The sequence below is a fragment of the Nocardia aobensis NBRC 100429 genome (assembly GCF_000308375.1).
Classification (GTDB): Bacteria; Actinomycetota; Actinomycetes; order Mycobacteriales; family Mycobacteriaceae; genus Nocardia; species Nocardia aobensis.
Genome location: NZ_BAFQ01000094.1, coordinates 54,895 through 80,765, shown reverse-complemented (window position 1 = coordinate 80,765; position 25,871 = coordinate 54,895). Strand labels below are relative to the sequence as shown.

The 25,871-nt window shown below is 67.9% G+C and carries 28 protein-coding genes and 1 pseudogene; 10 read left to right on the top strand and 19 right to left on the bottom strand.

Going from position 1 to position 25,871, the window contains the following annotated elements; genetic code table 11:
- Positions 1-176: 176 nt before the first annotated feature.
- On the top strand, positions 177-626 hold the full coding sequence (locus RJ03_RS12135; RefSeq protein WP_036501435.1) for an SRPBCC family protein: 450 nt from the start codon (positions 177-179) through the stop codon (positions 624-626).
- Between the two features lie 21 nt (positions 627-647).
- On the opposite strand, the gene RJ03_RS12130 is transcribed toward RJ03_RS12135, so the two are convergent.
- From RJ03_RS12130 to RJ03_RS12115, 4 genes are all read right to left on the bottom strand, one after another.
- Complete coding sequence (locus RJ03_RS12130; RefSeq protein WP_051024597.1) at positions 648-1,991, bottom strand: aldehyde dehydrogenase family protein; 1,344 nt, start codon at positions 1,989-1,991, stop codon at positions 648-650.
- A 78-nt stretch (positions 1,992-2,069) separates the two neighbouring features.
- A complete protein-coding gene (locus tag RJ03_RS12125) occupies positions 2,070-3,089 on the bottom strand; it encodes a DNA topoisomerase IB (RefSeq protein WP_036501287.1) in 1,020 nt (339 codons plus the stop codon).
- 51 nt (positions 3,090-3,140) lie between these two features.
- Entirely contained in the window at positions 3,141-4,172 is a 1,032-nt protein-coding gene (locus RJ03_RS12120; protein ID WP_036501285.1) for a MerR family transcriptional regulator, read from the bottom strand.
- Positions 4,166-4,843 carry a HEAT repeat domain-containing protein gene (locus RJ03_RS12115; protein WP_086007238.1) on the bottom strand — a complete coding sequence of 226 codons (678 nt, stop codon included), beginning with the start codon at positions 4,841-4,843 and terminating at the stop codon, positions 4,166-4,168. Before RJ03_RS12115 ends, RJ03_RS12120 begins: the two co-directional genes overlap by 7 nt.
- A gap of 86 nt (positions 4,844-4,929) precedes the next feature.
- Here RJ03_RS12115 and RJ03_RS12110 point away from each other — a divergent pair, with 86 nt between their 5' ends.
- Both RJ03_RS12110 and RJ03_RS12105 read left to right on the top strand, forming a co-directional pair.
- Positions 4,930-5,544 carry a class I SAM-dependent methyltransferase gene (locus tag RJ03_RS12110; protein ID WP_036501281.1) on the top strand — a complete coding sequence of 205 codons (615 nt, stop codon included), beginning with the start codon at positions 4,930-4,932 and terminating at the stop codon, positions 5,542-5,544.
- Between the two features lie 71 nt (positions 5,545-5,615).
- Positions 5,616-6,077, top strand: a complete 462-nt coding sequence (locus RJ03_RS12105) for a DUF8821 family protein (protein ID WP_036501279.1) — start codon at positions 5,616-5,618, stop codon at positions 6,075-6,077.
- A 24-nt stretch (positions 6,078-6,101) separates the two neighbouring features.
- Here RJ03_RS12105 and RJ03_RS12100 read toward each other — a convergent pair.
- From RJ03_RS12100 to acpM, 5 genes and pseudogenes are all read right to left on the bottom strand, one after another.
- Positions 6,102-6,493: pseudogene (locus RJ03_RS12100) on the bottom strand (MaoC/PaaZ C-terminal domain-containing protein); the annotation flags it as partial.
- Positions 6,494-7,669: an RNA polymerase sigma factor gene (locus RJ03_RS12095; protein ID WP_036501277.1), complete on the bottom strand. Its 1,176-nt coding sequence runs from the start codon at positions 7,667-7,669 to the stop codon at positions 6,494-6,496.
- Positions 7,666-8,073 carry a YciI family protein gene (locus RJ03_RS12090; RefSeq protein WP_036501431.1) on the bottom strand — a complete coding sequence of 136 codons (408 nt, stop codon included), beginning with the start codon at positions 8,071-8,073 and terminating at the stop codon, positions 7,666-7,668. The genes RJ03_RS12095 and RJ03_RS12090 overlap by 4 nt, the downstream gene beginning before the upstream one ends.
- A 43-nt stretch (positions 8,074-8,116) precedes the next feature.
- Positions 8,117-8,614 (bottom strand): pyridoxamine 5'-phosphate oxidase family protein, encoded by a 498-nt coding sequence (locus RJ03_RS12085; RefSeq protein WP_036501275.1) that lies wholly within the window; start codon positions 8,612-8,614, stop codon positions 8,117-8,119.
- A gap of 124 nt (positions 8,615-8,738) precedes the next feature.
- Entirely contained in the window at positions 8,739-9,068 is a 330-nt protein-coding gene (gene acpM / locus RJ03_RS12080; RefSeq protein WP_036501274.1) for a meromycolate extension acyl carrier protein AcpM, read from the bottom strand.
- 136 nt (positions 9,069-9,204) lie between these two features.
- On the opposite strand from acpM, the gene dinB reads away from it, so the two are divergent.
- Positions 9,205-10,431, top strand: coding sequence for a DNA polymerase IV (gene dinB, locus RJ03_RS12075; protein ID WP_245552255.1), 1,227 nt, complete (start codon positions 9,205-9,207; stop codon positions 10,429-10,431).
- Between the two features lie 18 nt (positions 10,432-10,449).
- Here the strand turns inward: dinB and RJ03_RS12070 are convergent, their stop codons facing one another.
- Positions 10,450-10,869 (bottom strand): NUDIX hydrolase, encoded by a 420-nt coding sequence (locus RJ03_RS12070; protein WP_036501273.1) that lies wholly within the window; start codon positions 10,867-10,869, stop codon positions 10,450-10,452.
- Positions 10,870-10,974: 105 nt separating this feature from the next.
- Between RJ03_RS12070 and RJ03_RS12065 the strand changes: the two genes are divergently transcribed.
- The gene (locus RJ03_RS12065; RefSeq protein ID WP_218000951.1) at positions 10,975-11,934 is read left to right on the top strand and encodes a patatin-like phospholipase family protein; all 960 of its coding nucleotides are present in this window, start codon (positions 10,975-10,977) and stop codon (positions 11,932-11,934) included.
- Between the two features lie 70 nt (positions 11,935-12,004).
- Here RJ03_RS12065 and RJ03_RS12060 read toward each other — a convergent pair whose 3' ends face one another.
- Positions 12,005-13,108, bottom strand: a complete 1,104-nt coding sequence (locus RJ03_RS12060) for a winged helix DNA-binding domain-containing protein (protein ID WP_036501272.1) — start codon at positions 13,106-13,108, stop codon at positions 12,005-12,007.
- Positions 13,109-13,251: 143 nt separating this feature from the next.
- On the opposite strand from RJ03_RS12060, the gene RJ03_RS12055 reads away from it, so the two are divergent.
- A complete protein-coding gene (locus tag RJ03_RS12055; RefSeq protein WP_083870767.1) occupies positions 13,252-13,962 on the top strand; it encodes a YoaK family protein in 711 nt (236 codons plus the stop codon).
- A 4-nt stretch (positions 13,963-13,966) separates the two neighbouring features.
- Here RJ03_RS12055 and RJ03_RS12050 read toward each other — a convergent pair whose 3' ends face one another.
- Both RJ03_RS12050 and RJ03_RS12045 read right to left on the bottom strand, forming a co-directional pair.
- Entirely contained in the window at positions 13,967-15,346 is a 1,380-nt protein-coding gene (locus RJ03_RS12050) for an MFS transporter (protein ID WP_036501271.1), read from the bottom strand.
- Complete coding sequence (locus RJ03_RS12045) at positions 15,346-17,178, bottom strand: glycoside hydrolase family 15 protein (RefSeq protein ID WP_036501270.1); 1,833 nt, start codon at positions 17,176-17,178, stop codon at positions 15,346-15,348. Before RJ03_RS12045 ends, RJ03_RS12050 begins: the two co-directional genes overlap by 1 nt.
- A 403-nt stretch (positions 17,179-17,581) precedes the next feature.
- On the opposite strand from RJ03_RS12045, the gene RJ03_RS12040 reads away from it, so the two are divergent.
- Genes RJ03_RS12040 through RJ03_RS12030 form a run of 3 tightly spaced genes read left to right on the top strand, consistent with a single transcriptional unit; the run spans position 17,582 to position 18,860 of the window.
- Complete coding sequence (locus RJ03_RS12040) at positions 17,582-18,007, top strand: DUF6325 family protein (RefSeq protein ID WP_036501423.1); 426 nt, start codon at positions 17,582-17,584, stop codon at positions 18,005-18,007.
- Positions 18,008-18,018: 11 nt separating this feature from the next.
- Positions 18,019-18,285, top strand: a complete 267-nt coding sequence (locus RJ03_RS12035; protein ID WP_036501269.1) for an SHOCT domain-containing protein — start codon at positions 18,019-18,021, stop codon at positions 18,283-18,285.
- A 38-nt stretch (positions 18,286-18,323) separates the two neighbouring features.
- Positions 18,324-18,860, top strand: a complete 537-nt coding sequence (locus RJ03_RS12030) for an OmpA family protein (RefSeq protein ID WP_036501268.1) — start codon at positions 18,324-18,326, stop codon at positions 18,858-18,860.
- 25 nt (positions 18,861-18,885) lie between these two features.
- Here RJ03_RS12030 and RJ03_RS12025 read toward each other — a convergent pair whose 3' ends face one another.
- The 6 genes from RJ03_RS12025 to RJ03_RS12000 all read right to left on the bottom strand — a co-directional run bounded on the left by RJ03_RS12025 (position 18,886) and on the right by RJ03_RS12000 (position 24,713).
- Positions 18,886-19,704: a hypothetical protein gene (locus tag RJ03_RS12025; RefSeq protein ID WP_157121524.1), complete on the bottom strand. Its 819-nt coding sequence runs from the start codon at positions 19,702-19,704 to the stop codon at positions 18,886-18,888.
- Positions 19,705-19,783: 79 nt separating this feature from the next.
- Complete coding sequence (locus RJ03_RS12020; protein ID WP_036501267.1) at positions 19,784-20,662, bottom strand: phosphoribulokinase; 879 nt, start codon at positions 20,660-20,662, stop codon at positions 19,784-19,786.
- A gap of 26 nt (positions 20,663-20,688) precedes the next feature.
- Positions 20,689-21,765, bottom strand: a complete 1,077-nt coding sequence (locus RJ03_RS12015) for a class 1 fructose-bisphosphatase (protein ID WP_036501266.1) — start codon at positions 21,763-21,765, stop codon at positions 20,689-20,691.
- Entirely contained in the window at positions 21,750-22,790 is a 1,041-nt protein-coding gene (locus RJ03_RS12010) for an AAA family ATPase (protein WP_083870766.1), read from the bottom strand. Before RJ03_RS12010 ends, RJ03_RS12015 begins: the two co-directional genes overlap by 16 nt.
- A 25-nt stretch (positions 22,791-22,815) precedes the next feature.
- Positions 22,816-23,238 carry a ribulose bisphosphate carboxylase small subunit gene (locus RJ03_RS12005; RefSeq protein ID WP_036501265.1) on the bottom strand — a complete coding sequence of 141 codons (423 nt, stop codon included), beginning with the start codon at positions 23,236-23,238 and terminating at the stop codon, positions 22,816-22,818.
- 32 nt (positions 23,239-23,270) lie between these two features.
- A complete protein-coding gene (locus RJ03_RS12000; protein ID WP_036501264.1) occupies positions 23,271-24,713 on the bottom strand; it encodes a form I ribulose bisphosphate carboxylase large subunit in 1,443 nt (480 codons plus the stop codon).
- Positions 24,714-24,905: 192 nt separating this feature from the next.
- Between RJ03_RS12000 and RJ03_RS11995 the strand changes: the two genes are divergently transcribed.
- The gene (locus RJ03_RS11995; RefSeq protein ID WP_245552254.1) at positions 24,906-25,865 is read left to right on the top strand and encodes a LysR family transcriptional regulator; all 960 of its coding nucleotides are present in this window, start codon (positions 24,906-24,908) and stop codon (positions 25,863-25,865) included.
- Positions 25,866-25,871: the final 6 nt, after the last annotated feature.

Below are 25,871 nucleotides of genomic sequence, written 5' to 3'. Positions count from 1 at the left end.
ACACACGGCGCTCGTGTCGTCGATGGTCGCCTCGAACTCCAGCGGCGGGATGGGGCGCCGCCCCGCCGCTCACCGTGCGGCCTTCGGGCTGGAGGCTGGGAGGCCGGTTCCGCCTCCGCCGCCCGGCGAAGTGGAATGCTCGTCGGCATGGATGTGTTCGGGCCGGGGGTGTGCCGGTGACCTACGAATCGGAATTGGATCCGGCCGCGGTGGAGATCGGCGGATTCTTCCCGCACCCGCCGGCGCTGCTGTGGCGGGCACTGACCGAACCGGATCTGGTCGAACGCTGGCTGATGCGGTCGATCGGGCTCGAACCCGTGGTGGGCACGCATTTCATCTTCGCCGTCCCGACCGAGCCGAGCGCGGAGATCGCGTGTGAGGTGCTCGCGGCCCGCGCGGGTGAACAACTGACGTATACGTGGATCGACCTGCGGGCGAAGTTCCCGGCCCGGTGGGTGGTCGACTGGGTGCTCGAGGCGCAGGGACGCGGGACGCGAGTGTTGTTGACCCAGACCGGTTTCGACATCGGCGATCGGCGGCAGAAGATGGCCCGCAATGCGATGGAGCGGGGATGGCGGGGCACCTTGAACCGCTTGCGTGAGGTGCTCGACGAGGCCGAATCCTGACCCCGCGGGTGCCGGGAACGATCAGCGCCGCGGCGGCGCGGGCTCCATGTGCACCACCTTGGTGGTGGTCATCTCGTCGAGAAGTTCGGGGCCGTAACCGAATCCGGTGCCCGATGTGCCGCGCGGCTGGGCCGCACCGCCGGGCGCGCCGCCGAAGACGGAGTTGATCTTCACCGTGCCCACCGGAAGTGTGCGCCACGCCTGCTGCATATGGTCCATCGAGCCGGTGAGTACCGTCGCCGCCAAGCCGTAGTCGTCACGGCACGCGGCATCGAGCCCCGTCGCGAAATCCGAGACCACCTGGACGGGGGCGATCGGCCCGAAGGTCTCCTCGCGGATGACGCGCATTCCGGGCCGGCAGTCGGTGAGGACCGTGGCCGGATACGTCGTGCCGGGGCCCGCCGGAATCCGGCCGCCCACCAGCGCTTTCGCGCCGGCCGAGATCGCCTCCCGCACCTGGGCGTGCACCTGCGTGCGCAGCCGCTCGTCCACCAGCGGCTGCGGATCGAGATTCCAGCGCTGCGCCTGTTCACACAGTGCCGACACGAACGTGTCCGCGACCTCGCGATGGACGTAGATCCGTTCCACGGACACACAGATCTGCCCGGCATTGGCGAAGGCGCCCAGCGCGGCCTGCTCGGCGGCCCATACCGGGTCCACGTCGGCGTCGACGATCAGCGCATCGTTCCCGCCGTTCTCCAACAGCACCTTGGCCCCGGTGCGCGCGCCGGCCACGGCGATGGTGCCCCCGGTGGCGGTGCCGCCGACGTGCGCCACCACGTCCACGCCGGGCAGCCCGACCAGTGCCGCACCCACCCGGCCGTCGCCGCGCACGGTCTGCAGCACACCGTCGGGGCAGTGCTGTTCGAGGAGCTGCCCGAACAGCGCACCGGTGCGCGGGCACCGCTCACTGGGCTTGTGCACCACCGCATTTCCGGTCGCCAGTGCGGCGCCGACCAGTCCCGCCGCGACGGCGACCGGATCGTTCCACGGCGTCAGGGCGACGACTACGCCGCGCGGCTGGGCGATCATGAAATCCGTTGCGTCCCAGCTGCCCTGGAGTGTGTGCCCGCGATGGACCGGCCCCAGCTCGGCGTACTGGTCGAGGGTGCCGGCGCCGGCGAGCACCCCTTCTCGCCCCGAGTCGGCGGGGCGGCCGGTCTCCGCTTCGAGCGTGGCGGCGAGTTCGCCGGCGTGCTCGCGCAATGCGGCCGCCCCGGCACGCAGCGCCTCGGCTCGGCTCGCCGCGGGCGTGCGCGCCCAGCTCGACTGCGCGGTGTGCGCCGTGCCCACGATGGTCATGAGGTCCAGGTTTCCCGTCACCGAGTCGGCCTCGATACGGGTCGCGTTGTCGATCTCGGCCATGGGCTCCGAGTACCCCGGCGTTCTCGGGCAAACTTGTCCGGCCGACATTGTTCTCGGTCCGGGATTGCGGTGCGACGATCACTTTCCGTTCGCGGTCGAGCGCAGCAGGCGCAGCACGGCTCGCTCGACGATGGCTCGGCGCTCGTCCTCGCTGGGCGCGCGCCGCGCCCGCTGCGAAGCCGCCGCGATGGTCCGGTCCCGCTCCCACGCCTCGATCACGCGCGGATCGACGTAGGAGTTGCGGGCCACGGTCGGGGTATTGCCCAGTGCCTCGGCCACCTCGGTCATCACCTCCCGCACGGCGCTGTTGCGGCGGCGCTGGGAGTTCGGGCATTCGGTGGCCGCCAACCCCGCGGCGGCCAGCACCGTCGCCTGCCAGGTGCGAAAGTCCTTCGCGCTGTGGTCGTCTCCGACCAGCTCTTTGAACCGGGCGTTGATGTCGCCGGAGTGCAGTTCGCTCGAGTGCCGGCGTTCGCGGTAGACCAGCAGCCGCCCGCTGGGGCTGCGATTGCGCCGCAGGGACCGCACGGCCCGCGCGAGGTCGGCGTCGACGATGCGCACCTGCCGGCGGATTCCGCCCTTTGCCAGGTAGTCGAACCGCATCTCCTCCCCCGAGACCCGGACCTGTTCGCGCAGCAGGGTGGCGACACCACGGGTGCCGTTCTCCTCGGCGTATTCCTCACCGCCGATACGGAAGACGCCGCGGTCGAGCAGTCCGATCGCCACCGCCTCCACGCGTCGCCGGTCCAAGCCGGAACGCCCCAGGTCGGCGCGCACCTGCTCGCGCAGGTTCGGCAGTTGCGCCGCCGCCTCGAGCATGCGGTCGAACTTCTCTTCGTCGCGTTCTCGCCGCCACTGTTCGTGATACAGATATTGCCGCCGCCCCGCCGCATCCACCCCGACCGCTTGTATGTGGCCCTGGGCATGCGGGCAGATCCACACCTTCCGCCAGGCCGGCGGGATCACCAGTGCGTCGATGCGTTGTGTCACTTCGGGATCCGTGACCGGGACGCCGTTCTCGTCGGCATAGGAAAAGCCTCTGCCTCGTCGCACCCGGCGTATTCCGGCACCGTAGGGCGTGCTGCGCCGCAACCGCATCACGTCACTCCTCTCGTCCCGCGCATCGGGTGATACCCGCGCGGGACGCGATCATGCGGGTTCGGTGGACCCGGGATCCGCCGGTGGCCCGGGTTCGAGCGTGCGGACGAGTGCCGCGGCGAGCAGCGCGACGGCCCGATCGTCGTCATCTACCAAGGGCCGCAACGTATTCAGCGCGAGGGAGCCGGGCAGCTCCGCCAACGCCTGGGTCAGCCGGAGCCGCACCGGTGAACCGGACGGGTGGGCGGCCAGCTCGCCGGCGAGTGCACCCAGGATGTGATCCGCCCACTGCGTGTCCCGGGCCAGCGATCCCAGCAATTCGGCCGCCTCGACATCGTTCGGGCCCTCGATCACGGTGGCGACGAGTTCCGGCACCGCGCGGGTCTGCCCGCGGGCGCCGAGGGCGAGCGCGGAGATTCTGCGAACAGTCGCGTCCGTGTCGTCGAGGGCGTCCAGCAGCACCGCACTCGACTCCGTCCCGGCAATCTCGGCGAGCGCCGACGCCGCCCGCCGCCGGACCTCGACATCGGCGGAGTCCAGGCCGGAGGCCACGTTCAGCACTCCGTCCGCACCGGCTCGGGCCAGCGCCCAGCGCAGCGCCCCCGCCACATACGGATCGGATTCGGCGAGCACCGCCTCGGCGAGCAGTTCGGCCGGCATCTCCTCCGCCGGAGCGAGTACGGCCTGCTGCCGCCGGGCGGCATTGGACGAACCGAGTCCGCGCAAGAGTTCCACGATACGCAGCGCGTCCTGCCAGCCGGAGGGTTCGGCCGCCTCGACCGCACGCAGCCGTTCGAGCAGCTCACGGTCCCGGCTCAGCCGTTCCTCGGTTGCTCGCACCAGGTCGCCCACCAGCGCGGACGGCGTGAAGCCCGGATCGTCGAGAGCCCGCCCGATCTGGGTCAGCGACAGTCCCAGCGATCGCAGACCCTCGACGTGGAAGATCCGCCGGATGTCCTGGACGGAATACTCCCGATAGCCGCCGTTGGTGCGGCCGGTCGGCCGCACCAACCCCAGGGAGTCGTAGTGCCGGAGCATCCGGGCGCTCACTCCCGAGTAGCGGGCCACCTCGCCGATCAGCACGCGGTCGACTCCTCTCGATCCGGTCCGAGGGCGCGAACCCGCCTGGCTTCGCCGATCGCGAGGTCGAAACCGGCATCGGGGTCGCGCAGCAGCACGCCGGTGGCACGCGCATGGGCGCGCACCACCGGGTCCGGGTTCGTCATCGCCGTCTGCAGGACCGGCTCGACGATCTCACCCAGGGCTACCAGAGCGCGGCTCAAACTCAACCGCACCTCGCGGTCGCCGCGGCCGAATTGGGTAGCCAGCGCGCCGGCGAGGGCCTGCTTCTCGCCGTCGGGCACCAGGACGACGGCGGCGCGCCACGCGCTGCGCGCGACGTCGTCGTCGGCATCGCGCAGCAACGACCGGGTGATCGCGGGCCACGCGCTGCGGTCTCCGATCTTGGACAGGGTGTGCAGCGCCTGGCTGCGCGCCTGGGGACGCTCCGAACCCAGTCGCGCACGCAGTTTCGGCACCGTGACCTGCGCCGGAAGCCGGGTGAGCGCCCAGGTCAGCATGTCGCGCACGAAGAAATCGGGCTCGATCCCGCACCGCTCGATCAGCGCATCGGCGAAGCCGGGCGAGGGACGGGTGCCGAGCGCCAACGCCGCCTCGAGCCGTGTCGACGAGTTGTTCGCCGCCAGCGCGTCGAGTAGTCGCATGTCCTGTGGGTTCCTGTGTGTCGAGTTCATCGGGACCACCTCCGGCAGTCAGTGAAGACCTTGTCACGATGGCAAGGTCAAGTACACGCACCGGACCGAGAGAAGAGGAACAGGCCATGAGCGGACGCACGCCCAGCCAGTGGGAAGAGATCACCGCCGCCGATCCGGCGCATTCGACGTGGTACGTCGAGCGATTCCGGACGATGGCGGCCGAAGGCGCGGACATCGTCGGCGAGGCACGCCTGATCGATGCGATGGTCGGGCGCGGCAGCCGAATCCTGGACGCCGGATGCGGTCCGGGGCGGCTGGGTGGCTACCTGTACCGGGCCGGTCATGTCGTCGTCGGCGTCGACGTCGATCCGGTGTTGATCGCCGCGGCGGAACAGGACCATCCCGGCCCGACCTGGCTGGTCGGCGACCTGGCCGAACTGGATCTGCCGAGCCGCGGGGTCGCCGGCGACTTCGATGTGATCGTGTGCGCGGGCAACGTGATGACCTTCCTGGCGCCGGCCACCCGCGGCGCGGTGCTGTCCGGTTTCGCCCGCCATCTGGCTCCGGCCGGCCGGGTGGTGGTCGGGTTCGGCGCCGACCGGGGTTACGAGTTCCCGCAGTTCCTCGCCGACGCCGAACACGCCGGTCTCAGGGTCGATCTGCGGCTTTCGACGTGGGATCTGCGCCCGTTCACCGACGAGTCGGACTTTCTGGTGGCGGTGTTCTCGCGCGCGGAGTGAGGCCGAACCTGCCCGATTCGCGACACACGACGTTGTACAGTTCGACCGACCCAGTCGCAGAGGAGTTCGCCATGACCTACGCCGTGGACTTCACTACGGTATCGACCGAAGGCCTCGAATCGTCGCCCGTCGCGCAGGCTTTGGCCGGTCTGCGGGCCAACGAGGCCCGGTACTTCAAGAACAAGTACGACCACGTCTTCACCGTGGAGCCCGCGAAGGAGGCCCAGTCGACGGTCGACTGGGTCAGCCGGATCCTCGAGGACGAGCGTGGCATCGTCATCTCCTCCCGCCCGCTCGAGGCCACGGCCTTCGAAGCGGACGGAATTCGCTTCGCCTACGTCTTCTACGAGAGCGGCCTGTCGATCAACGTGATGTATTCGATCGACGATTCCGGTAAGCGGGCCGTGGGTTTCAAGCTGTCCGACGGGATGGAAATCCCCACCGAACTCTCGTCGTTCAAGTTCGCGCGGCAGAAGTCGAAGCTGGCGGGAACAATTCGCGGCTCCTACTTCGTCATCAAGAACCAGTACTGATTCGCCCGGTGGTCGCGGCGCAGGTCAGGCCAGGCGGACATCCGCCGTGGCGAGACCGAAAACCTTGCGGCCGGCCGACTTCGCGACGATGACGACGACGGCGGTCCTGGTATCGGGGTCGACCGACTTGATGCGCCCGGTGAACTCCACCGTTCCCGCGGAGGCGGCTTCGATGACCGTGTAGTTCGACAGCCGCACGCCGTACCTGATCATCGCGCCCGGTCCCCGAGCCATCCGGTGACGAAGCCGGCTCCCAAGCCCATCGTGAGCATGCCGTGGGCGATCACGTCGGGAAGTCCTGCGAGCGCGGCGATCTCGGCATGCCAATGGATGGGATTCACGTCCCCGGAGACCCCGGCATAGTTGACCAGATCGCCGCGCGTCAGGTTCACCGACCGTGCGGGAAGTTCGGCACCTCACTCGGTGAATGTCGTCGGTCGGTCGGTTCGCCGGCGTAGCAGCCCCCGCATCCGCGCGGCCTCGCGGGTGAGGTGGTCGCGCTCCGGGACGCTGGTGGCGGTGCGGGATGCCGCGGCATACAGGTCGGCGGCCTGTTCGAGGTCGCCGGCGCGTTCGAGCAGGTAGGCGCGGACCGCGGCGTACCGAGGCAGGCCGGGGTCCACCTTGCTCAATTCCGCCAGCCCGGCCTGGGGTCCGTCGGCTTCGCCGACCGCGACCGCGCGATTGAGCCGCACCACCGGGCTGCCCGTGAGATTCAGCAGTTCGTCGTACCACTCCACGATCTGTACCCAGTCCGTTTCCGCGGCGGTCGGGGCATCGGCGTGCAGGGCGGCGATCGCCGCCTGCGCCTGGTATTCGCCCAGGTGGTCACGAGCCAATGCGGCTTGCAGGATCGTGACACCTTCGGAGATAAGCGTTGTGTCCCAACGGGTTCGGTCCTGTTCGGCCAGTGGCACGAGGCGCCCGTCCGGACCCGTGCGGGACCTGCGGCGGGCATGGTGCAGCAGCATGAGGGCCAACAGTCCCGCGACCTCCGGCTCGTCGCTCGCCGCGGCCAGCTGGCGGGTGAGGCGGATCGCCTCGGCCGCCAGATCGATGTCGCCGCCGTAGCCCTCGTTGAATACCAGGTAGAGAACCCGCAACACGGTCGCCGGATCGCCGGGCCGGTCCAGCGGCAGTCCGGCGAGACGCCGCTTGGCCCGGCTGATCCGTTGCGCCATGGTCGCTTCCGGGACGAGGTAGGCCGTCGCGATCTGCCGCGTCGTCAGGCCGCCGACCGCGCGCAGCGTCAGCGCGACGGCAGAACCGGGTGACAGCGACGGATGCGCGCACAGGAAGTACAGCCACAGCGAGTCGTCGGCTCCCGGGACCGTCCCGGTCGGCGGCTCGTGCTCGACCGCGAGTTCTCGCTCCCGCCTCGATGTCTCGGCTCGGGTGGCATCGAGGAACTTTCGCCACGCGGCCGCGACGAGCCAGCCTTTCGGATCGCGCGGTGGGTCGTCAGGCCAGGTTTGCAGGGCCCGAATCACAGCCTCCTGCACGGCGTCCTCGGCCGACGCGAAGTCCGCGCCGCGCCGGACGAGGACGCCGATCACCGCCGGCACCAACTCCCGCAGCAGCGATTCGTTCACTCGGTCACCGTGGGCATCGCCGTGAGCAGCGGGCGCAGCTCGAGCCACTCCCGGATCGGTTTCCCGTCCGCGCCGGGCGCCTCGGACAGCTCAGCGGCCAGTTCGAGCGCCCGCTCGTAGGTCTCGACATCGATGAGCATCCAGCCCGCGATCAGATCCTTGGTCTCCGCGAACGGACCGTCGGTGATCGGCGGGCGGCCCTCCCCGTCGGACCGGACGAACGTCCCCTGCGGCGAGAGCGCCCGATGGTCGACGTACTCGCCGCTGGTCTGCAGCCGCGCGGCGAAGTCCTCCATGTACCGCACATGGGCGGTGATCTCCTCCGGTGTCCACTGATCCATCGGCACGTCGTTGACCGCCGCGGGCGCACCCCGATAGTGCTTGAGCAACAGATATTTCGGCATCATCGTCTCCTCGGTGTCGGCGGCACGGTGCCGGCCGTGGTGATCAGGCCTGCTGACGTTCGGCCCGCTGCCGGACCAGCTCCTCGACCGCGGTTGGCAGAGTGGTGTCGAAGTCGATGAGCTTCGCCCAGGTCGGGGTGATGACGATCCGGACCATGCCGTCGTAGAGCGAGCGGACTTCCGCCTCCCACTCCACGCGCTGTTCGGGCGTCATTTCGTAGCTGCCGTTCATCTGCAGGTATTCCTCCGGGATGCCGTCGACGACGTCCAGCTCGGCACGTCCGCGCAGGAGCAGGATCTTCGGCGGATGGACCTCGATGTCGATCGTCAGCGCGACCTGAGGATTGTGCCGCAGGGAGTGCAGTTTCGGTGCGTTCTTCGTGGTGCAGAGCACGATCTGCGAGCCGTTCCAGGTGAACGCGATCGGTATGTTGCGCGGCGTGCCGTCCTTGGCGACGTAGGCCAGCCGCAGCAGATCGCGCGCCAGCAATTCCTGGCTGATCGGACGGTTGAGGATTTCGCTGATCGTGTGCTGTTCCATTGCTGACGCTCCTGTGTCGATGTCCGCGAGCGGGCCGTTCTCGGTTGCTCGTACCCCTGGGACGGAGCCGATTCGCCGTTCTCGACATCGGCGGAGATCTTTTTTCGAAACTTTCCACCGCAGCTCAATCCGCCGAGTCTTCCTTGAATTTTGCTTCCATTTCTGCCGCGAGCTGCGGCTGCTCGGCCTCCATCTTCTGGACGTAGACGACCGCATCACCGACGGTGCGCAGGCTCGCCAGGTCTTCGTCGGGAATCTTCACCTCGTACTTGTCCTCGAGCTGGACGGCGATCTCGACCAGCGACAGCGAGTCGATCTCCAGCTCGTCGACGAACGACTTCTCGAGGGTCACGTCCGCGGGATCGATGCCGGTCACCTCCTCGATGATCTCCGCGATGCCGGCGACGATTTCTTCCTGCGTAAGTCCGGCACCGCGGCAGCGAACTCGATCGATTCGTCATCGTTTTCCTCGGCAGCCGTGTCACGGTCGGACAAGCCCACAACTGGCTCTACGCCGCGCTGGCCGGATCCGGCGACCACGCCGACTGACCGGCATCACCGCGATCGCCCGACGCGGTAAGATCGCACATGTGTTCGAATCGGATGAGGGGGCGGCGGCAGCGGAAAGGCGGGGGCGGGCGGCGATTCTGCATGCGGATCTGGATTCGTTCTATGCGTCGGTCGAGCAGCGGGACGCGCGGGAGTTGCGGGGCAAACCGGTGATCGTCGGGGGTGGGGTGGTGCTGGCGGCGAGTTACGAGGCCAAGGCGTACGGGGTGCGGACGCCGATGAACGCGCGGCAAGCGTTGCGGTTGTGTCCGCACGCGGTCGTGGTGCCGCCGAGAATGTCGGCCTATGCGCAGGCGAGCCGGGACGTATTCGCGATCTTCCACGACACCACTCCGGAGGTGGAGGGAATCTCCATCGACGAGGCCTTTCTCGATGTCGGTGGGCTGCACCGCATTTCGGGCGCGCCGATCGACATCGCGGCCGGATTGCGGGCTCGGGTGCGCGCCGAGGTCGGACTGCCCATCTCGGTCGGCGTGGCGCGGAGCAAATTCCTCGCCAAGGTAGCCAGTGCGGTCTGCAAACCCGACGGCCTGCTGCTGGTGCAGCCCGACGCCGAACTCGACTTCCTGCATCCACTGCCGGTCGAACGGCTCTGGGGCGTGGGCGAGGTGACGGCGCGGACATTGCACGAACACGGCATCACCCGGATCGGGGAATTGGCCGACACCGATCCGATGGAGTTGTGCGGCCTGCTCGGTCGCGCCGCCGGACGGCATCTGCACGCCCTGGCCTGGGCCCGCGATCCGCGCCGGGTCGACACCGGTCGCCGCCGCCGCTCGATCGGTGCGCAACGCGCGTTGGGTAACCGGCCCCGCACCGATGCCGAGATCGAGGCCTACCTGCACGGCCTGGCGGATCGGCTCGGGCACCGCTTGCGGGCCGCGGGACGGATCTGCCGAACGGTGGTACTGCGCTTACGCTTCGCCGATTTCGGGCGCGCGACCCGGTCGCACACTCTGCCCACCGCCACCGACGACGGTGCGACGATCCTGCAGGCCGCCCGCACCCTGCTCGCCGCCGCCCGCCCACTGATCGAGGAACGCGGCATCACCCTCATCGGCCTCGCCCTGACGAACCTGCAGAATACGGACCCGAGACAGCTGATGCTGCCGTTGGACGCCGGCCCGGACACCACACTGGACGCGGCGCTGGATGCGGTGCGCGACCGCTTCGGCGCCGGAACCGTCACCCGGGCCGCACTGCTCGGGCGCGGTGAAGGTCTGTCGGTGCCGCTGCTCCCCGACTGATTCGCCCGAGCCCGGAGGTCAGTGCGCCGGCAGCAGTCCGCGCGCCACCAGATCATCGAAGAGCACCTGGTCGACGGGCGGCACCGCGGCCCGGTCGGCATAGCTGAACCAGGCGATCTCGGCGATTTCGCTACTGGGTTCGATCGTTCCGGCGTAGTCGGCGGTGTAGCAGCTCATGCGCACCGAAACCTCGGTGGCGCCGGGCAATTCGGCCTCGTAGGTGCCGACGTGGGCGATCGATTCCGGAATCAGCACCACGGTGAGCTCTTCGGAGATCTCCCGAATCAGCGTCTGCCGATCGGTCTCCTCGCCCTCGCGCTTACCGCCGGGAATATAGAACTCGTCCTTGCCATCCGGTCGGGCGCACAGGATCCGTCCGTCCTCGATCAGCACCCAGGCCACGGTGTCGATGAGGCGCCGCGACGATTCGATCCGCATCCGCGCAGCCTACCCGGGCGCTCCCCGACCGCCCGAGTCTCGGGCGAGGCGTCCGGCGAGGCGTGATAGACAGAGCTGAACGCAGTGATCGGAAGGTGTGGTGCGATGCCGGACAGTACGCGGCCGATGAGCCCGGTGGAGCTGATCGCGCAACGCTTCCACAGCGGCAGCATCGCCGGTGAGCATGGCGACGGTTTCCGGCTGGCGCTGGTCATCGAGGGCGGCTCGGCACGCGGGGTCTATTCGCACGGCATGGTCACCGGCCTGGAAGAACTCGGCGTGCTGCGCTGTTTCGACGCCGTCTACGGCGCCTCGGCCGGCGCGCTGAACGGCGCGTGGCTGCTGTGCGGGCGGGCGGCGCGGGCACGGCGGGCCTGGCATTCGGATGTGGTGCGACGGGTGATCTCACCGGCCCGGGCGCTGCGCGGTGGTCTGGTCGTGGACACCCGATATCTGGTGCACACCGTCTACGAGCGGATCGTGCCGATGGATTTCGCCGCGATCCTCGGCAATTCGGTCACCTTCCACCCGATCGGCACCGATATCGCCGACGGCAGCGCTGTCGATCTGCGCCCGCACATCAGCGATATCCCGTCCCTGCAGCGTGCGCTGCGCGCCAGCACCTGCATGCCGGTGCTGGCCGGACGTCCGGTGGCGGTGGGCGCCGGGCGCTATGTCGATGCCGGGCTGTCCGAATCGGTACCGGTCACCACCGCCCGCGCCCAGGGCGCCACCCACATCGTGGTGTTGCGCACCCGGCGGGTCGATGAAAAGCCCAGCATTCCTTCGGATTTCGAACGGCGCGTGGTGGCACGGGTACTCGGCGCCTCGGGCCCGACGGTGGCCGAGAGCTGGTTCGCCCGTGCGGCGCAGTTCGCCGCCGACGAACACCGCATGGCGAGCGACCCGTCGATTCTGCAGATCCGCCCGCCGCTGGGCGCACCCACGATCGGCCGGGTGGCCCGGGATTCCACGGTGCTGTTGCGCGCTCTGGACCTGGGCCGCGCCGCAACCCTGGCGGCGCTCGGTGAATCCGTTCGATCAACGGGAGACATCGCGAGCTGAATCGGCTGTGGCGGCAAGCGCAACCGAGTCTTATGCAGCGACCCGGCCTCGGCGCGCACTCGCGGCGGTCTCAGCCGACGTCGAGATGGTCTCGCCCGGTGGCGCGGGCGAGGTGGACGGCTTCGGCTCGGAGCCGCTCCGGGTCGACGCGCTCGCCGTCGAACATGCTGACCGTGAGGGTGCCGTCGACGGTTTCCCACGTCCCGGCGATCCGGCCGCCGACGAGGACCAAGGGCGAGATCCAGCCGGCGGTCCGGCTGACCTCGGTGCGATGGGCCGGGGGCAGCAGGATCGGATCGGTGGTGCCGGGGCCGAGAACGTATTGATCGAAGGGACCGAGCAGGCGGACGGTGTCGGTGGGATCGGTGGCGGCCAGCTCGTCGGCGTCCTCGGTGCGGATCCAGGTGCGGCGGCCCTCGACATCGACTTCGGTGAGTTCGGCCCCCAGCTCGGAGAACCATTGGCGGACAGTGGTTTTGCGCAAGGCTCCGCGCAGGAGCCAGGCATTGAACGCCTCCGGTGTGCCCGGGCCGTAGACGCCGAGATAGGCGCGGATCAGGTGTGCGGCCGCCACATCGGCCGGCGGCAGGCCGGTCCATCCGGTCACCGCACGCGCGGGAGCGGTGAAGGTCACCGATGATCCGCGGGCGGGGCCGTGGCACAGCACTCCCTGCCAGGCCAGCGGTTTCAACAGCGCACCCCAGCCCGAGCGCAATTGCTCGCCCATGGTGGCGAAGCGGCGCTCACGCAGTAGTTCGTCCACCAGTTCCGCCCGGCTCAGCACGGCACCGCCGTCGAGCAGTTCAGCCACCGCGTCGGTCAGCGCCTTCACTTCGCCGGGATCGGCGCCGAAATTGCGTTGCCACGCCGGCTTCTCCCACGTCCGCGCCGACGCGATCAGGGCCAGTGCGGCGGCCGCGGTATCGGGCGTCATCGCATGCAATGTTCCGCGCATCGCCCACGTCTTCATCAGTTCACCGGCGTCGAGCGCGCGGACCAGTTCATCCGGCGCTCCTCCGCGCCGCACCGCCACCGCGGTCTCCGCCGCGGATGTCACCTGCGCCTGCACGCCGGCCAGTCGCCGCGTCACCGCCACCGCGCTGCCGCCGTCCCGCCCTTCGACGAATCCCCTGCGCAGGCGCCACGCGAACACCTGACCCCATGTGACCTCCACCGCACCTCCCGTATCCGGACACCCGCCGATCCGCGCGCTCACCTTACGGCTCGTCACCGACAACCCCCGTCCCCGGCGGTGACCGCTCGCACACCACAAGGCCAATACATGCATACCCATGCATGTATTGCTAGTCTGTTGCGGTGACTCCGAAATCCGAAGACTCCCTCGAGCCGTTCTGGACGCTGGAGACCCGCCTGGCCTCGGCCCTGCTCATCCTGGCCGGGTTCGTGGGCGCCGCCGCCTACACGCACTCCGAGGGCTACTTCGTCACCTTCATGACCGGCAATACCGAGCGCGCCGTGATCGGCGGATTTCTCGGCGACTACACCCTCGCGGCCGGCGCCTTCGCCCTGATCGTGTTCTTTCTCGCCGGCGTGCTGGTGGCCTCGCTCTGTCGCCGGCACTGGTGGCGCAATCACCCGCACGGCGCGACCATGCTCGCCACCGCCGCTCTCACCGTCGCCGCCGTCCTCGACACGATTCTCTATCGGCACGACGCCGATCTGGGCCTGGTGCCGATCCTGCTCGTCTCGTTCGCGATGGGTTCGCTCAACACCTCCTTCGTCAAGAAGGGTGAGGTATCCATCCCGGTCACATACGTCACCGGAACCCTGGTGAAATTCGCGCAGGGCGTGGAACGGCATATGGCCGGCGGCACCCATCGCGAATGGCTGGGATACGCGGTGCAATGGCTGTCGTTCGCCGCCGGCGCCCTGATCGGCGGCCTGGTCTCCTTGGTCGTCGAGGGCGGCGACATGCTCTACACCGCCGTCATCGCCTCCGCCATCGTGGCCGCCTACACCTGGCGCGCCGACCTCAGCTGGGTGCAGCGCCATTCCTCCTCGGAGTAGCGGGTTAGGGCTGCGCGATCGGCGAACGATGCGGTAGTCCGGCGGCCGCGAACAGTCCGATCACACCGGCCACGCCGAGCGCGAGCATCGCGACCGCGTAGGCATGGCTGCTGAGTCCGGCGACGAGGATGGTGCCGGCGATAGCGGTGCCCAGCGACGATCCGAGATTGGACACACACCGCGACAGTCCCGAGATCTCGCCTTGGCGCTCCTCGCTGAACGCCGACTGCACGACGTTCACCGACGGAGTCAGCATGGAGCCGAGTCCCAGTCCGATCAGCAGCAGTCCGGGCGCGAACGCCCACGGGTTCAGCGTGCGCCCGGCCAGGGCGATGAGTACCACGATGCCGGCGACCACGACGACGAAGCCGGCCATGATGAGGGTTCGCTGGGTGAACAGCCGGGCCAGCCGGGCGGCCGTCAGCGACGACACCAGCAGTCCGGCGGTGGCGGCCGTGAAGATCACGCCGGTGCGGATCGGATCGTAGCCGCGCACCACCTGCAGATACGCCGAGACCACGAACGAGGTCCCCATCAGGATCAGCCATTGCAACAATTGGGTGGCCAAGCCGAAATTCGAGATGCGGCTGCGGAACAGACTCAGCGACACCAGAGGTTCGCCGCCGGCTCGTTCGGTGGCGCGCACGTGCCGGAAGAACCCGGCGAGCACCACCACCGCCAGCACGATCAGCACCACACACCACCGTATATCGTTGTCGGCGGCCAGAATTCCGAGCACGAGCAGCACGAGACCGGTCGCCGAGAGCACGCTTCCGGTCAGATCCAGGGTGCGGTGCGGATCGGGCGGAAGCGGGTCACGGACCCGGCGCGTGGAGAGCAGGATGGCCGCCACCACCAACGCCTGAAAGGCGAACGCCGCCCGCCAGCCCAGCCCGGAGGCGATCAGTCCGCCGAGCAGCGGTCCGGCGGCCGCACCGATCCCGCCCATCGCCATCACGACGCCGAAAGCCCGTGCGCGCGAAGTAGTGTCGGTGAACAGCAGCGTGGTCAGGATGTAGACCGGCGGAATCAGCAGCGCGGTACCCACGCCCTCCAGCACGGAGTTGCCCAGGGCCAGCACGCCCAGTCCCGGTGCGAGCGCGCTGAGTATCGCGCCGAGCCCGTAGACCGAAAGCCCCACGACGAAACAGCGTTTGCGGCCGTAGCGGTCGGTGAGTTTGCCGCCCGGAATCATCAACGCCGCCATGATCAGCAGGAACAGGGTGATGACCAGTTGCACCCCGGCCACGTCGGCGTCCAGATCGGTGCTGATGTCGGTGATCATCACCGCCATATTCGTACCGGCGAAACTGCAGATGAACTGCGCCAGCGCCAGCGGCACCAGCACGCCGCGCGGGCGGGCCGGAGCACGAGACTCGCTCATCACGAGGGCTTTCCGGACTCGAGGCGATCGAGCTCGTCGTCGAGTGCCATCGCCGCCGCCACCAGGGCCAGATGCGTGAACGCCTGCGGGAAGTTGCCCAGCTGCTCACCCGAAGGACCGATCTCCTCGGCGAACAGCCCCACGTGGTTGGCATAGGTCAGCATCTTGTCGAACGCGTAGCGGGCGTGGTGAACTCGCCCCGCCCGTGCCAGCGCCTCGACGTAGAGGAAGCTGCACAGATTGAAGGTGCCCTCGGAGCCGCGCAATCCGTCCGGCGATGCGGCGGGATCGTATCGATAGACCAGGCTGTCGCTGACCAGTTCCTCGTCCATCGCGTCGAGTGTGCTCAGCCAGTCCGGGTCGCGGGGGGACAGAAAGCCCATGCGCGGCATCAGCAGCAAAGCGGCATCCAAGACGTCGGTGCGGAAGTGCTGGACGAATGCGCGGCGGTCCTCACTCCAGCCACGTTCCAGGATCTGGGCGAACACCGCGTCGCGCGCATCGGTCCAACGCTGTAGGTCGGCCGGCCGGGCATGGTCGGTCGCGAGGCGAATGCCGCGATCGAACGCGACCCACGTCATCAACCTGCTGTAGGTGAAATCCTGTTGGCCACCGCGGGTTTCCCACACGCCTTCGTCGGGCCGATCCCACTTGTCGACCAGCCAGTCCAGCAACTCGGCGAACACCCGCCACCCCGAGATACCGCCGATATCGGAGGTCTGTGCCAGCGCATCGGCGACCTCGCCGTAGATGTCGAGTTGCAACTGATCCGCGGCGGCGTTGCCGACCCGCACCGGCGCCGATCCGCGATATCCCTCCCAGTGGTCGAGGATCTCCTCGTCCAGTCGCGGGTCACCGTCGATGCGATACATGATCTGCAACGGCTCACCCGAGGGGGTGCTGCCCGGCAGCCGCTCACGCAGCCAGCGGCGAAACGCGTAGGCCTCGGCGGTGAACCCCAGATCCAGCAGCGCCCGGACCGACAGGGAACCGTCGCGCAACCACGTGTAGCGATAGTCCCAATTACGTTCCCCGCCGACTTGTTCGGGAAGGCCCATGGTGGCCGCCGCGATGGGAGCGCCCGTCGGTAGGTAGGTGAGCAGTTTCAACGTGATCGCGGAGCGGTTGACCATATCGCGCCAGCGGCCGCGATAGGTCGAGTTCCGCAGCCACCCCTGCCACCATTCCCGGCAGTCCGCGAAATCGGCCGCGACCGCGCCGCGCTGCGGTGGCGCCGGGAACTCCCCGCCCGCCGCGGTCGTGGTCAGCACGATGACGGCCGTCTCCCCCTCGTCCAGAGTGAAGTGACCGATCGCGTCGCCGTCGGCTACGCTCAATACGACCGGATCGGACGCCTGCAGATGCAGGGTGGTTTTCGGACCCTCGAACATAATCCATTCGTTGTCGTGCGCCACCGTCGTGTGCTCGGCGCGGCCGTAGTCGAAACGTGGCCGGCAGGCGAGCGTGAACGGCAGACTGCCGCGCACCACACGCACGATGCGAACCAGGCGATGCCGATCGGTAGGCGCGTCGTCGTCGATCGGCGGCATGAAGTCGGCGACCTCCCCGACTCCGTCCGGTGCCATGAAACGAGTGACCAGCACCGCGGTATCCGGCAGATACAACTGGCGGATGGTCACCGAACCCTCTGGCAAATCGGCCGCGACACGGCAGTACCCGCCCCGTTCGTGGTCCAGCAGCGACCCGAAAACGCTCGGGGAATCGAATCGCGGTGTGCACCACCAATCCACCGTTCCGGCCGACGACACCAACGCCGCGGTTTGGAGATCGCCGACAATGCCGTGCTCGGCGATGGGCGGGTAGGGGTTCATCGGCACTCCCGGAGGTGGCGGACCCATCTGGCGACGCATCCGGCCGGATCCTGGAGGCCGGTGTACATGAGGCGCGGTCGTTTCTCATTGTGCGCTGCGCCGAGAATCTTGCGGACCGCTCTGGCGAAAATTCAGCAATCATCTTGTGCGGAGAGCGGTGGCGAGACCGGTCGGCTCGATCCGGAGCGCCGGGCGATTCACTCCGGTACGGCGGCGGTGATATCTGCGGGACCGGCGGCACCGAATCATAAGGTGTCAGGTCGTCTCGTCGGCCGCGTTCGCGCTGTCGCCGACCCGCCCGGGCCTGGGTTGCGGTGGATGTTCGTGTCGATGGGTTCCTGTCGTTGGGTCAGGCGTCGGAGAAAAGGGGTGTCCGGTGAACAGTGCTGCCGATATCGACGAGATGGGACCGATCGACTATCTCGTGATCGAATTCCCCGCCGACCGCCAACCGGACGGCTCGGCGTTGCCGATGCTGCGGGATCTGGTGGACCGCGGCATCATCCGGGTCCTGGATCTGGCCTTCGTGCACAAGGATGCGGACGGATCACTGAGCGGGATCGACATCGCCGATGTCGGCTTGACCGGCGACCTGGATGTGACACTGTTCGCCGAGGCGGCGACCGGGCTGCTCGACGAGGGGGATCTGCGCGAGGCCGGGGGCGCCTTGGAGCCCGGCCATTCCGCCGCCGTCCTCCTCTACGAGAACACGTGGGCGGCCCCGCTGGCGGTCGCGCTGCGGCGCAACGGCGCCGAACTCGTCGCATCGGGTCGCATTCCGGTTCAAGCCATCCTCTCGACCCTCGACAGCCTCGAGGCCGACACCTAAGGAGAAGCACCATGCCCGGGTTACTACGGGGCGTCGCCCGTACCGCGGTGGTCGCCGGAACGGCCACGGCCGTATCCAATCGCGTCTCACGACGCCAGGGCCAGCGCTGGGCCGCGCAGGAGGAATACCAGTACGAGCAGCAACCGCCGCCGCCCGCCCCGGCCGGCGGGGGAACCGACCGCATCGCGGCACTGAAACAGTTGGGCGAGTTGAAAGCTCAGGGGGTGCTCACCGAGCAGGAGTTCGAATCGGAGAAGGCGCGCATTCTCGCGTCGTGACCACCGGGCCCATCCGGACGGAGATCAGGAGAAGCAGCATGAAACTCGTCAAGGCGGTAGCGGTGCTGGCGACCGGTGCGGCAGCGCTGATTCCGATCGCCGCATGTTCCTCGGACAACAACAGTGGTCCGGCCGTGGTCACGACGACCACGGCGCACGGTGGCGAGCACACCGATATGCGAAGCAGTCTCGCCACCACGGCGTCGTCGGTGGTGGGTTCGGCCCTCAACTCCGCGCAGCAGGCCGTGCAGAACGCGATCAACAGTGTGCTGTCGGCGGCGCCGATCACCTTCGACAAGAACAGCTCCGATCTGAGCCCGGCCGATGTCGCCACCATCAAGGCGGTGGCGCTCCCGCTCAAGGGCAACGACACAGCGGTCAAGATCGAAACCTACGCCGTCGACTCGAATTCCGGGGCGGCCGACTCGCTCGCCGAGGCACGGGGCAACAACGTCGCAACGGCGCTGCAGGACGAGGGGATCGACAAGGCGCGCATCACCGTCCACGCGGAGGGCAATCCGATCGAGTCCAACGTGCAGATCGACCAGGCGACGATCTCGGTCACCGTGAAGTAACGCAGAGGCGGGCGGGGATCACCCGTCACCGTTCGGCGCCCTCCGCCGCGGTGGGCGCCGGGCCGGGAACCAGCACCTTGGCGATCGTCGCCGCCCCGACCACCACGACCGACAGCACGAAAAGCCAACTGATCGCGGTGAACACCGGGCCGAGCAGCCCGAACTTCGCCTGCGCGGAGGCGGTGATCTTCGGCAGCACCAGGCGTCCTCCGGCCCGGACCGAGGTCAATCCGACAGCCGTCAGCGCTCCGGTCACCCACAGTGCCCGCCCGCGCAGCGTGCCCATCGTGAGCAAGTACGCGCACAGGGTCCATACGATCATCCACACCAGCAACTCGCCGGCCAGGGTGAGCGGCAGTCCGAAATAGCGGAGCCCGGCCAGTTCGCGCACGGCCCCGATCGTCGCGGCCGAGAATGCGACGACGAGCAGAACCACCGGCCAGCGCCATGCGTCGCGCAGGCCGATCGCCGGCACGTCCCAGAGCTTGCCGTAGATCCGCGCGAGTGTTTTGGCGAACGAGGCGCCACTGATCACGACCATCAGCAGTCCGACGACCCCGAACGCCGCGAATGTCGGATCGGTCGACGCGACGACTCCGAAGGCGGACCGGAACGTCGTCCGGTTCAACCCGAGCTGATCGTCGATGGCGCGGGTCGCCAGATCGAGCTGGGAGAACACGGACCCGGCGATGATCACGGGCAGTACGCAGGTGAAGATCTTGGCCGCCAGCGTCATCGATCGGTCCACGATTTCGATATCGGCGAATTCCTCGAGCACCTGCCGGAGCGGCCCGGATCCGGCATCAGGTGCATTCCGGCGCGCCGCGGCCCACGTGGCGCTCACATTCATCGACCACATAGCGTCGATTCAACTCCGCGACATCGCCGTGCGCGAGCGTCGAAACACCCGTTCTCGGGGCGGGTTATGCGCGCGGGCCGGGCCGTTTGTCCATCAACCGCAGAATGAGCGGTGTGAAGATCAGCTGCATCGCCAGATCCATCTTGCCGCCCGGCACCACGATGCAGTTCGGACGCGACATGAACGAATCGTGCAGCATCGACAGCAGATACGGGAAATCGATCACCTTCGGATCGGCGAAGCGGATCACGACGAAACTTTCGTCGGCGGTCGGGATGCTGCGGGCGGTGAACGGATTAGAGGTATCCACCGTCGGCACCCGCTGGAAATTGACGTAGGTGCGCGAGAACTGCGGGCAGATGTACTTCACGTAGTCGGGCATGCGCCGCAGGATCGTATCGATCACCGCTTCGCTGGAATAGCCGCGCTCGGTCTTGTCGCGGATGACCTTCTGAATCCATTCCAGATTCACGATCGGCACCACGCCCACCAGCAGATCCGCATAGCGCGCCACATCGACCGTGCCGGTGACCGCGGCGCCGTGCAGCCCCTCGTAGAACAGCAGGTCGCTGCCGGGGGCGAGTTCCTCCCACGGCGTGAAGGTGCCCGGTTCCAGTCCGTAGGGTTTGGCCTCGGTCTCGTCGTGCAGATATTTGCGCACCAGCCCGACCCCGGATTGCCCGTAATCGCGGAACAGGCTCTCCAGTTCGGTGAGCAGATTGGCCTCCGGGCCGAAGTGTGAGAAATGCAGATTCAGATCGGCTTCGGCTTCGGCCATCGCCACCTGCATGCCGCCGCGATCGTAGCGGTGGAACGAATCCCCCTCCACGATCGCGGCGTTGATGCCCTCCCGCCGGAAGATTTCCTGGAAAGTACGGGTGACGCTGGTCGTTCCGGCGCCGGAGGAACCGGTGATGGCGACCACGGGATGTTTGCGCGACATGACATCTCGATTCGATCAGCCGGCGTTCAATGGCGCGCCGGTCGGAACAGGGTGCGGGTACCGAACAACGACGCGTCGAACGGCGGCCCGGCATCGGGTTCACGGTGATAGCGCTCGATCCGGCGCACCTCGTTGCGCGATCCGAAAACCAGCGGGATCTGCTGATGCGGATGCTCGGGAACCACCTCGAGCACCCGTTCGTGGCCGGTGGTCGCGGCGCCGCCGGCCTGTTCGATCACGAAGGCGATGGGATTGGCGCCGTACAGCAGCGACACCCGGCCCGGCCGGCCGGGATCACGGGTGTCGTAGGGATACAGATAGACCCCGCCGCGGGTGAGGATGTGAAAGGCGTCGGCGACCAGTGACGCCACCCAGCGCATATTGAAATCGCGCGAGCGCGGCCCGTCCACCCCGTCGAGACATTCGTGCACATACCGCCGCACCGGGCGCTGCCAGAACCGCTCGTTGGCGGCATTGATCGCGAATCCCGAGGTGTCCTCGGGAATGCGCATGCGGGGGTGGGTGAGGACGAACGCGCCGATCTCCCGGTCGAGGGTGAATCCGTCGACCCCGCTGCCGGTGGTGAGGACCAGCATCGTCGCCGGGCCGTAGAGCGTGAATCCCGCACAGACCTGCCGTACTCCCGGCTGCAGGAAATCCGCCGCCTGCGGCGCCCGCCCGTCCTCCGGTGCGCGCAACACACTGAATATCGTGCCGACGGGCAGATTCACATCGATATTCGAGGAGCCGTCCAGCGGATCGAAGGCCAGCATGTATTTGCCACGCCGCACCTCCCCCGCCACCGGATGAAATCCGTTCATCTGCTCCGACAGCAGTGCCGACAGCGGCCCGCTGGATTCGGATTGCTCCACCATGATGTCGTTGGCGATGGCGTCCATGCGCCGATGCAGGCTCAGCAGTGGATCCGCGCCGTCCGATTCACCCAGCGCCCCCACGATGCGGCCGCGAGTCACCTGATTGGCGATGATCTTCGCCGCGGTGGACACCACATTGAGCAGTGCGGAGAACTCTCCCGAGGAACCGGGATGCCGATGTTCCTGTTCGATGGTGTAGCGGGTGAGGGTTTTCATTCCGTCGGGCATGCCGGCGCCTCCTCCGCGGCGCCGACGCGGTCGCCGAAAACGCTGCTGCCGTAGATGTCCTCGGTCGTCAGCGTCATCAGATCGGCCTTGCCGAGCGGGCGATGCTCCTGCACCAGGCGATTCGCCTGGCGCAGCCGGCACCGGTCCACGGCATTGCGGACACTGCGCGCATTCGCGAAACGCGGCCGCGCCATCCGCACCGCCAGATATTCGTCGAAGGCCGCCGTCGCCGAGTCGCCGAAACGGAAATTCTGCTGTGCCACCATGACTTCCGCGATGGCCAGCAGTTCCTCGCGCGTGTAGTCCGGGAATTCGATGTGGTGGGCCACTCGCGAGGACAACCCGGGATTGGCGGAGAAGAACGTCTCCATCCGGTCCGGATATCCGGCGAAGATCACCACCAGACTGGAACGTTCGGTCTCCATCTCCTGCAGCAGGATCTCGATCACCTCCTGTCCGTAGTCCCGCTCGTTCTCGGGCCGGAACAGGTAGTACGCCTCGTCGATGAACAACACTCCGCCCGCGGCCTTGGCCAGCGCCTCCTTGGTCTTGGGCGCGGTGTGGCCGATGAACTGGCCGACCAGGTCATCGCGGGTCACCGTGTGCACCTTCGGTTTCCGGATGTAGCCGAGGGCGTGCAACATCTCCGCCATCCGCAGCGCGACCGTCGTCTTCCCGGTGCCGGGGCCGCCGGTGAAACTCATATGCATGGTGGGACGGTCGGCCTGTAATCCGAACCGCTGCCGGGCCCGGTCGATCAGCAGCAGCGCCGCGATCTCGCGCACCCGCTTCTTGACCGTGGCCAGTCCGATCAGCTCCGCATCGAGCCGGGCCAGGGTGTCCTCGACGTTCTTGCCGGCCAGATCCGTCGACAGATCGACCGTCGCGTCGTCGGGCAGCGCGATCTCCGACGGATCGGAATCCGCGTGCGCTTCGGTGTGATTCGCACCCGGACCCGCGGCGCCGCCCGCTCCCGGCCGGTACATCCGGAACCCCGATCCGCTGCCCTGTGTGCCGCCGGACATCGCCTGCCTCCCGTCCACCATCGCGTCAGTCCCGGTAGCGCGCGCCCGCGCGCACATCGGTGGCGTAGGACCGCAGGCCGTAGTGCTGCCGTCGATCCTCGGTCTCGGTGCGCACCACCAGGAAGCCCGGTTCGTCGGCCGGCCGCTGCACCAGGAAACTCAGCGCGGTCGTCTGCCGGCCGTAGCTCGCGTCGTAGGCGTTGACGCGGATGTAGTGGTGCGGGAACGTCGAACGGCAGGCGTTCACCTCGGCGAGCACGCCGTCGGGTTCGTCGAGGTCGAACAGCGGCAGCCCCCACATCTCCCAGTAGACGTTGCGTGGATGCGGATCGTCGGTGTATTCGATCGAGACCGGCCAGTTGTTGAGCAGCGCGTAGCGGATCTGAGCGCCGATTTCGGTATCGGACAGGTCGGGCAGATGGGAGAACGTCCCTTGCCGCAGATGCATTGCGTCTCCTTGTAGGTCGTCGGGGCGGGCGGTCAGGCGGTGACCGTCGGTACGGCGTCGGGGGCGTCGGTGGAGGTGTAGTCGAAGGTGACATCACCCCAGGTCGCGAGCGCCACATCGAGCGCCGGGCAGATCCGGGCCGCGGCACGCAGCGCGTCGGGCCCCTCCTTCAGCAGATCGCGGCCTTCGTTGCGCGCCTTGACCATCGCCTCCAGCGCGACCCGATTGGCCTCGGCGCCCGCGGCGATACCCATCGGATGTCCGATGGTGCCGCCGCCGAACTGCAGGATCGCGTCGTCACCGAAGAGATCCAGCAGTTGATGCATCTGGCCCGCGTGGATTCCGCCGGATGCCACCGGCATCACTCCGGGCAGGCTCGCCCAATCCTGGTCGAAGAAGATCCCGTTGCGCGGATTGGCGGGAATGTGGTTGTCGCGCAACGTATCGTAGAAACCCTTGACGGTGTGCGGGTCACCTTCGAGCTTGCCGATGACGGTGCCCGCGTGCAGGTGGTCGACACCGATGAGCCGGCACCACTTGGCCAGCACCCGGAAGCTGACGCCGTGGGTCTTCTGGCGGGTGAAGGTCGAATGACCGGCCCGGTGCAGATGCAACAGCATGCCGTTGCGCCGCGCCCACTTCGACATCGACTGCATCGCCGTGTAGCCGACGGTGAGGTCCATCATCACGATCACGCCGCCGAGCGATTTCGCGAACTCCGCGCGCTCGTACATATCCTCCATCGTGGCGGCCGTGATATTGAGATAATGACCCTTCAATTCTCCCGTTTCGGCGGTCGCGCGATTCACGCCCTCCATGGCGAACAGATAGCGATCGCGCCATCGCATGAACGGTTGCGAGTTGATGTTCTCGTCGTCCTTGGTGAAATCCAGGCCGCCTTTACACGCCTCGTACACCACCCGCCCGTAGTTGCGCGCCGAGAGACCGAGTTTCGGCTTCACGGTCGCACCCAGCAACGGCCGGCCGTACTTGTTCAGATACTCGCGTTCCATAACGATTCCGTGCGGCGGGCCCTGAAAGGTCTTGACATAGGCCACCGGAATACGCATGTCCTCGAGCCGCAACGCCTGCAGCGGTTTGAAACCGAAGACATTGCCGATCACCGAGGAGGTGAGATTGGTGATCGAGCCCTCTTCGAAAAGGTCCAGGTCGTAGGCGATATAGGCGAAATACTCCCCCGGCCGCCCCGGCACCTCCTCGACCCGGTAGCACTTGGCGCGGTAGCGGTCGTGCGCGGTCAGCCGGTCGGTCCACACGACGGTCCATGTGGCAGTAGAGGATTCGCCGGCCACCGCGGCGGCGGCCTCGATCGGGTCCACCCCCGGTTGCGGCGTCACCCGGAACACCGCCAGCACATCGGTATCGCACGGTTGGTAATCCGCGTCGTAATAACCCATCGACGCATACGAGTGCACGCCCGGATCCCAGCGGTCACGAGTGGATTCGTCGGTCATCGGTCCTCCTGTATCTTGCGGGACACCCGCAACCGGTCGGCGTCGCGAGCCGCTGCGCGATTCTCGTCCGCCACACCTCCCGGGTCGGTGCGGCGAGTGCGCAGATTCAGGATGCGGGCACCGCCCGGCGGTGACAATTCGATTGTTTCCGGTCTCGCTCAACCGAATCGTTGAGTTTGCTACCGTCTGTAGATGGGAACGGTGAGTGCGGTCCGAATGGAAACGTTTCTGGTTGTGGCTCGGCACAACAGCATTCGGCGCGCGGCTGCGCAACTGCACATCACCGAGGCGGCCGCGTCGGCGGCGGTGGCGCATATCGAAAAGCAGCTCGGCGCGAAATTGATCGCGAAATCCGGACGCGGTATCGCACTCACCGAGGCAGGGCGGGTCTATGCCGAATACTGCCGCAGCATCCTGGGTTTGATGAAAGAGGCGCATGCCGCGGTCCGCCGCGCCGAAACGGGCCGGTTGCGGATCGGCGTGGTGGCGACCGCCGGGGAATACGTACTGCTGCGGCTGCTGGTCTCGTTCCGCGACCGGTATCCCGAGATCGAGCTGGGGCTCTCGATCCATCCGCGCGATCTGCTGTTCATCGAATTACAGCACCACGAAACCGATCTCGTGATCGCCGGCCGCCCCCCGCGCGACACCGGGCTGGTGGTGCGGGCGCGCCGGCCCAGCCGCCTGGTCGTCGTGGGGGCGCCGGGACGGTCCCACGATCCGCGCACTACCACCTGGTTGTTGCGCGGTCCCGGCTCGGGCACTCGCGACACCACGCTGGCACTGCTCGACCGGCTGCAGATCCGCCCGCCCGCCCTCACCCTCGGCACCCACGGCGCCGTCCTCGCCGCCGCGCGAGAGGGGCTGGGAATCACGCTGATCCACAGCGACGCGGTGGAAGCCGATGTGGCACAGGGCAATCTGGTCGTCGTCCCGGTCGAGGGCACGCCACTGGACCGGCCGTGGCATGCGGTGACGACCGGCACACCGACGCCGGCCGCGCGCCTGTTCGTGGCGCATATGGTCGACCCGGCTCGGGTGGGCGATCGAGCCTTCCGTCCGGTGACGGACCATCCCACCGGGCCGTTGCCGACAATCTCAGCAGCGGACACCGACGCGGCGCCGATGAGCAGGCCGAACTCTTCCCGATAGACGGGC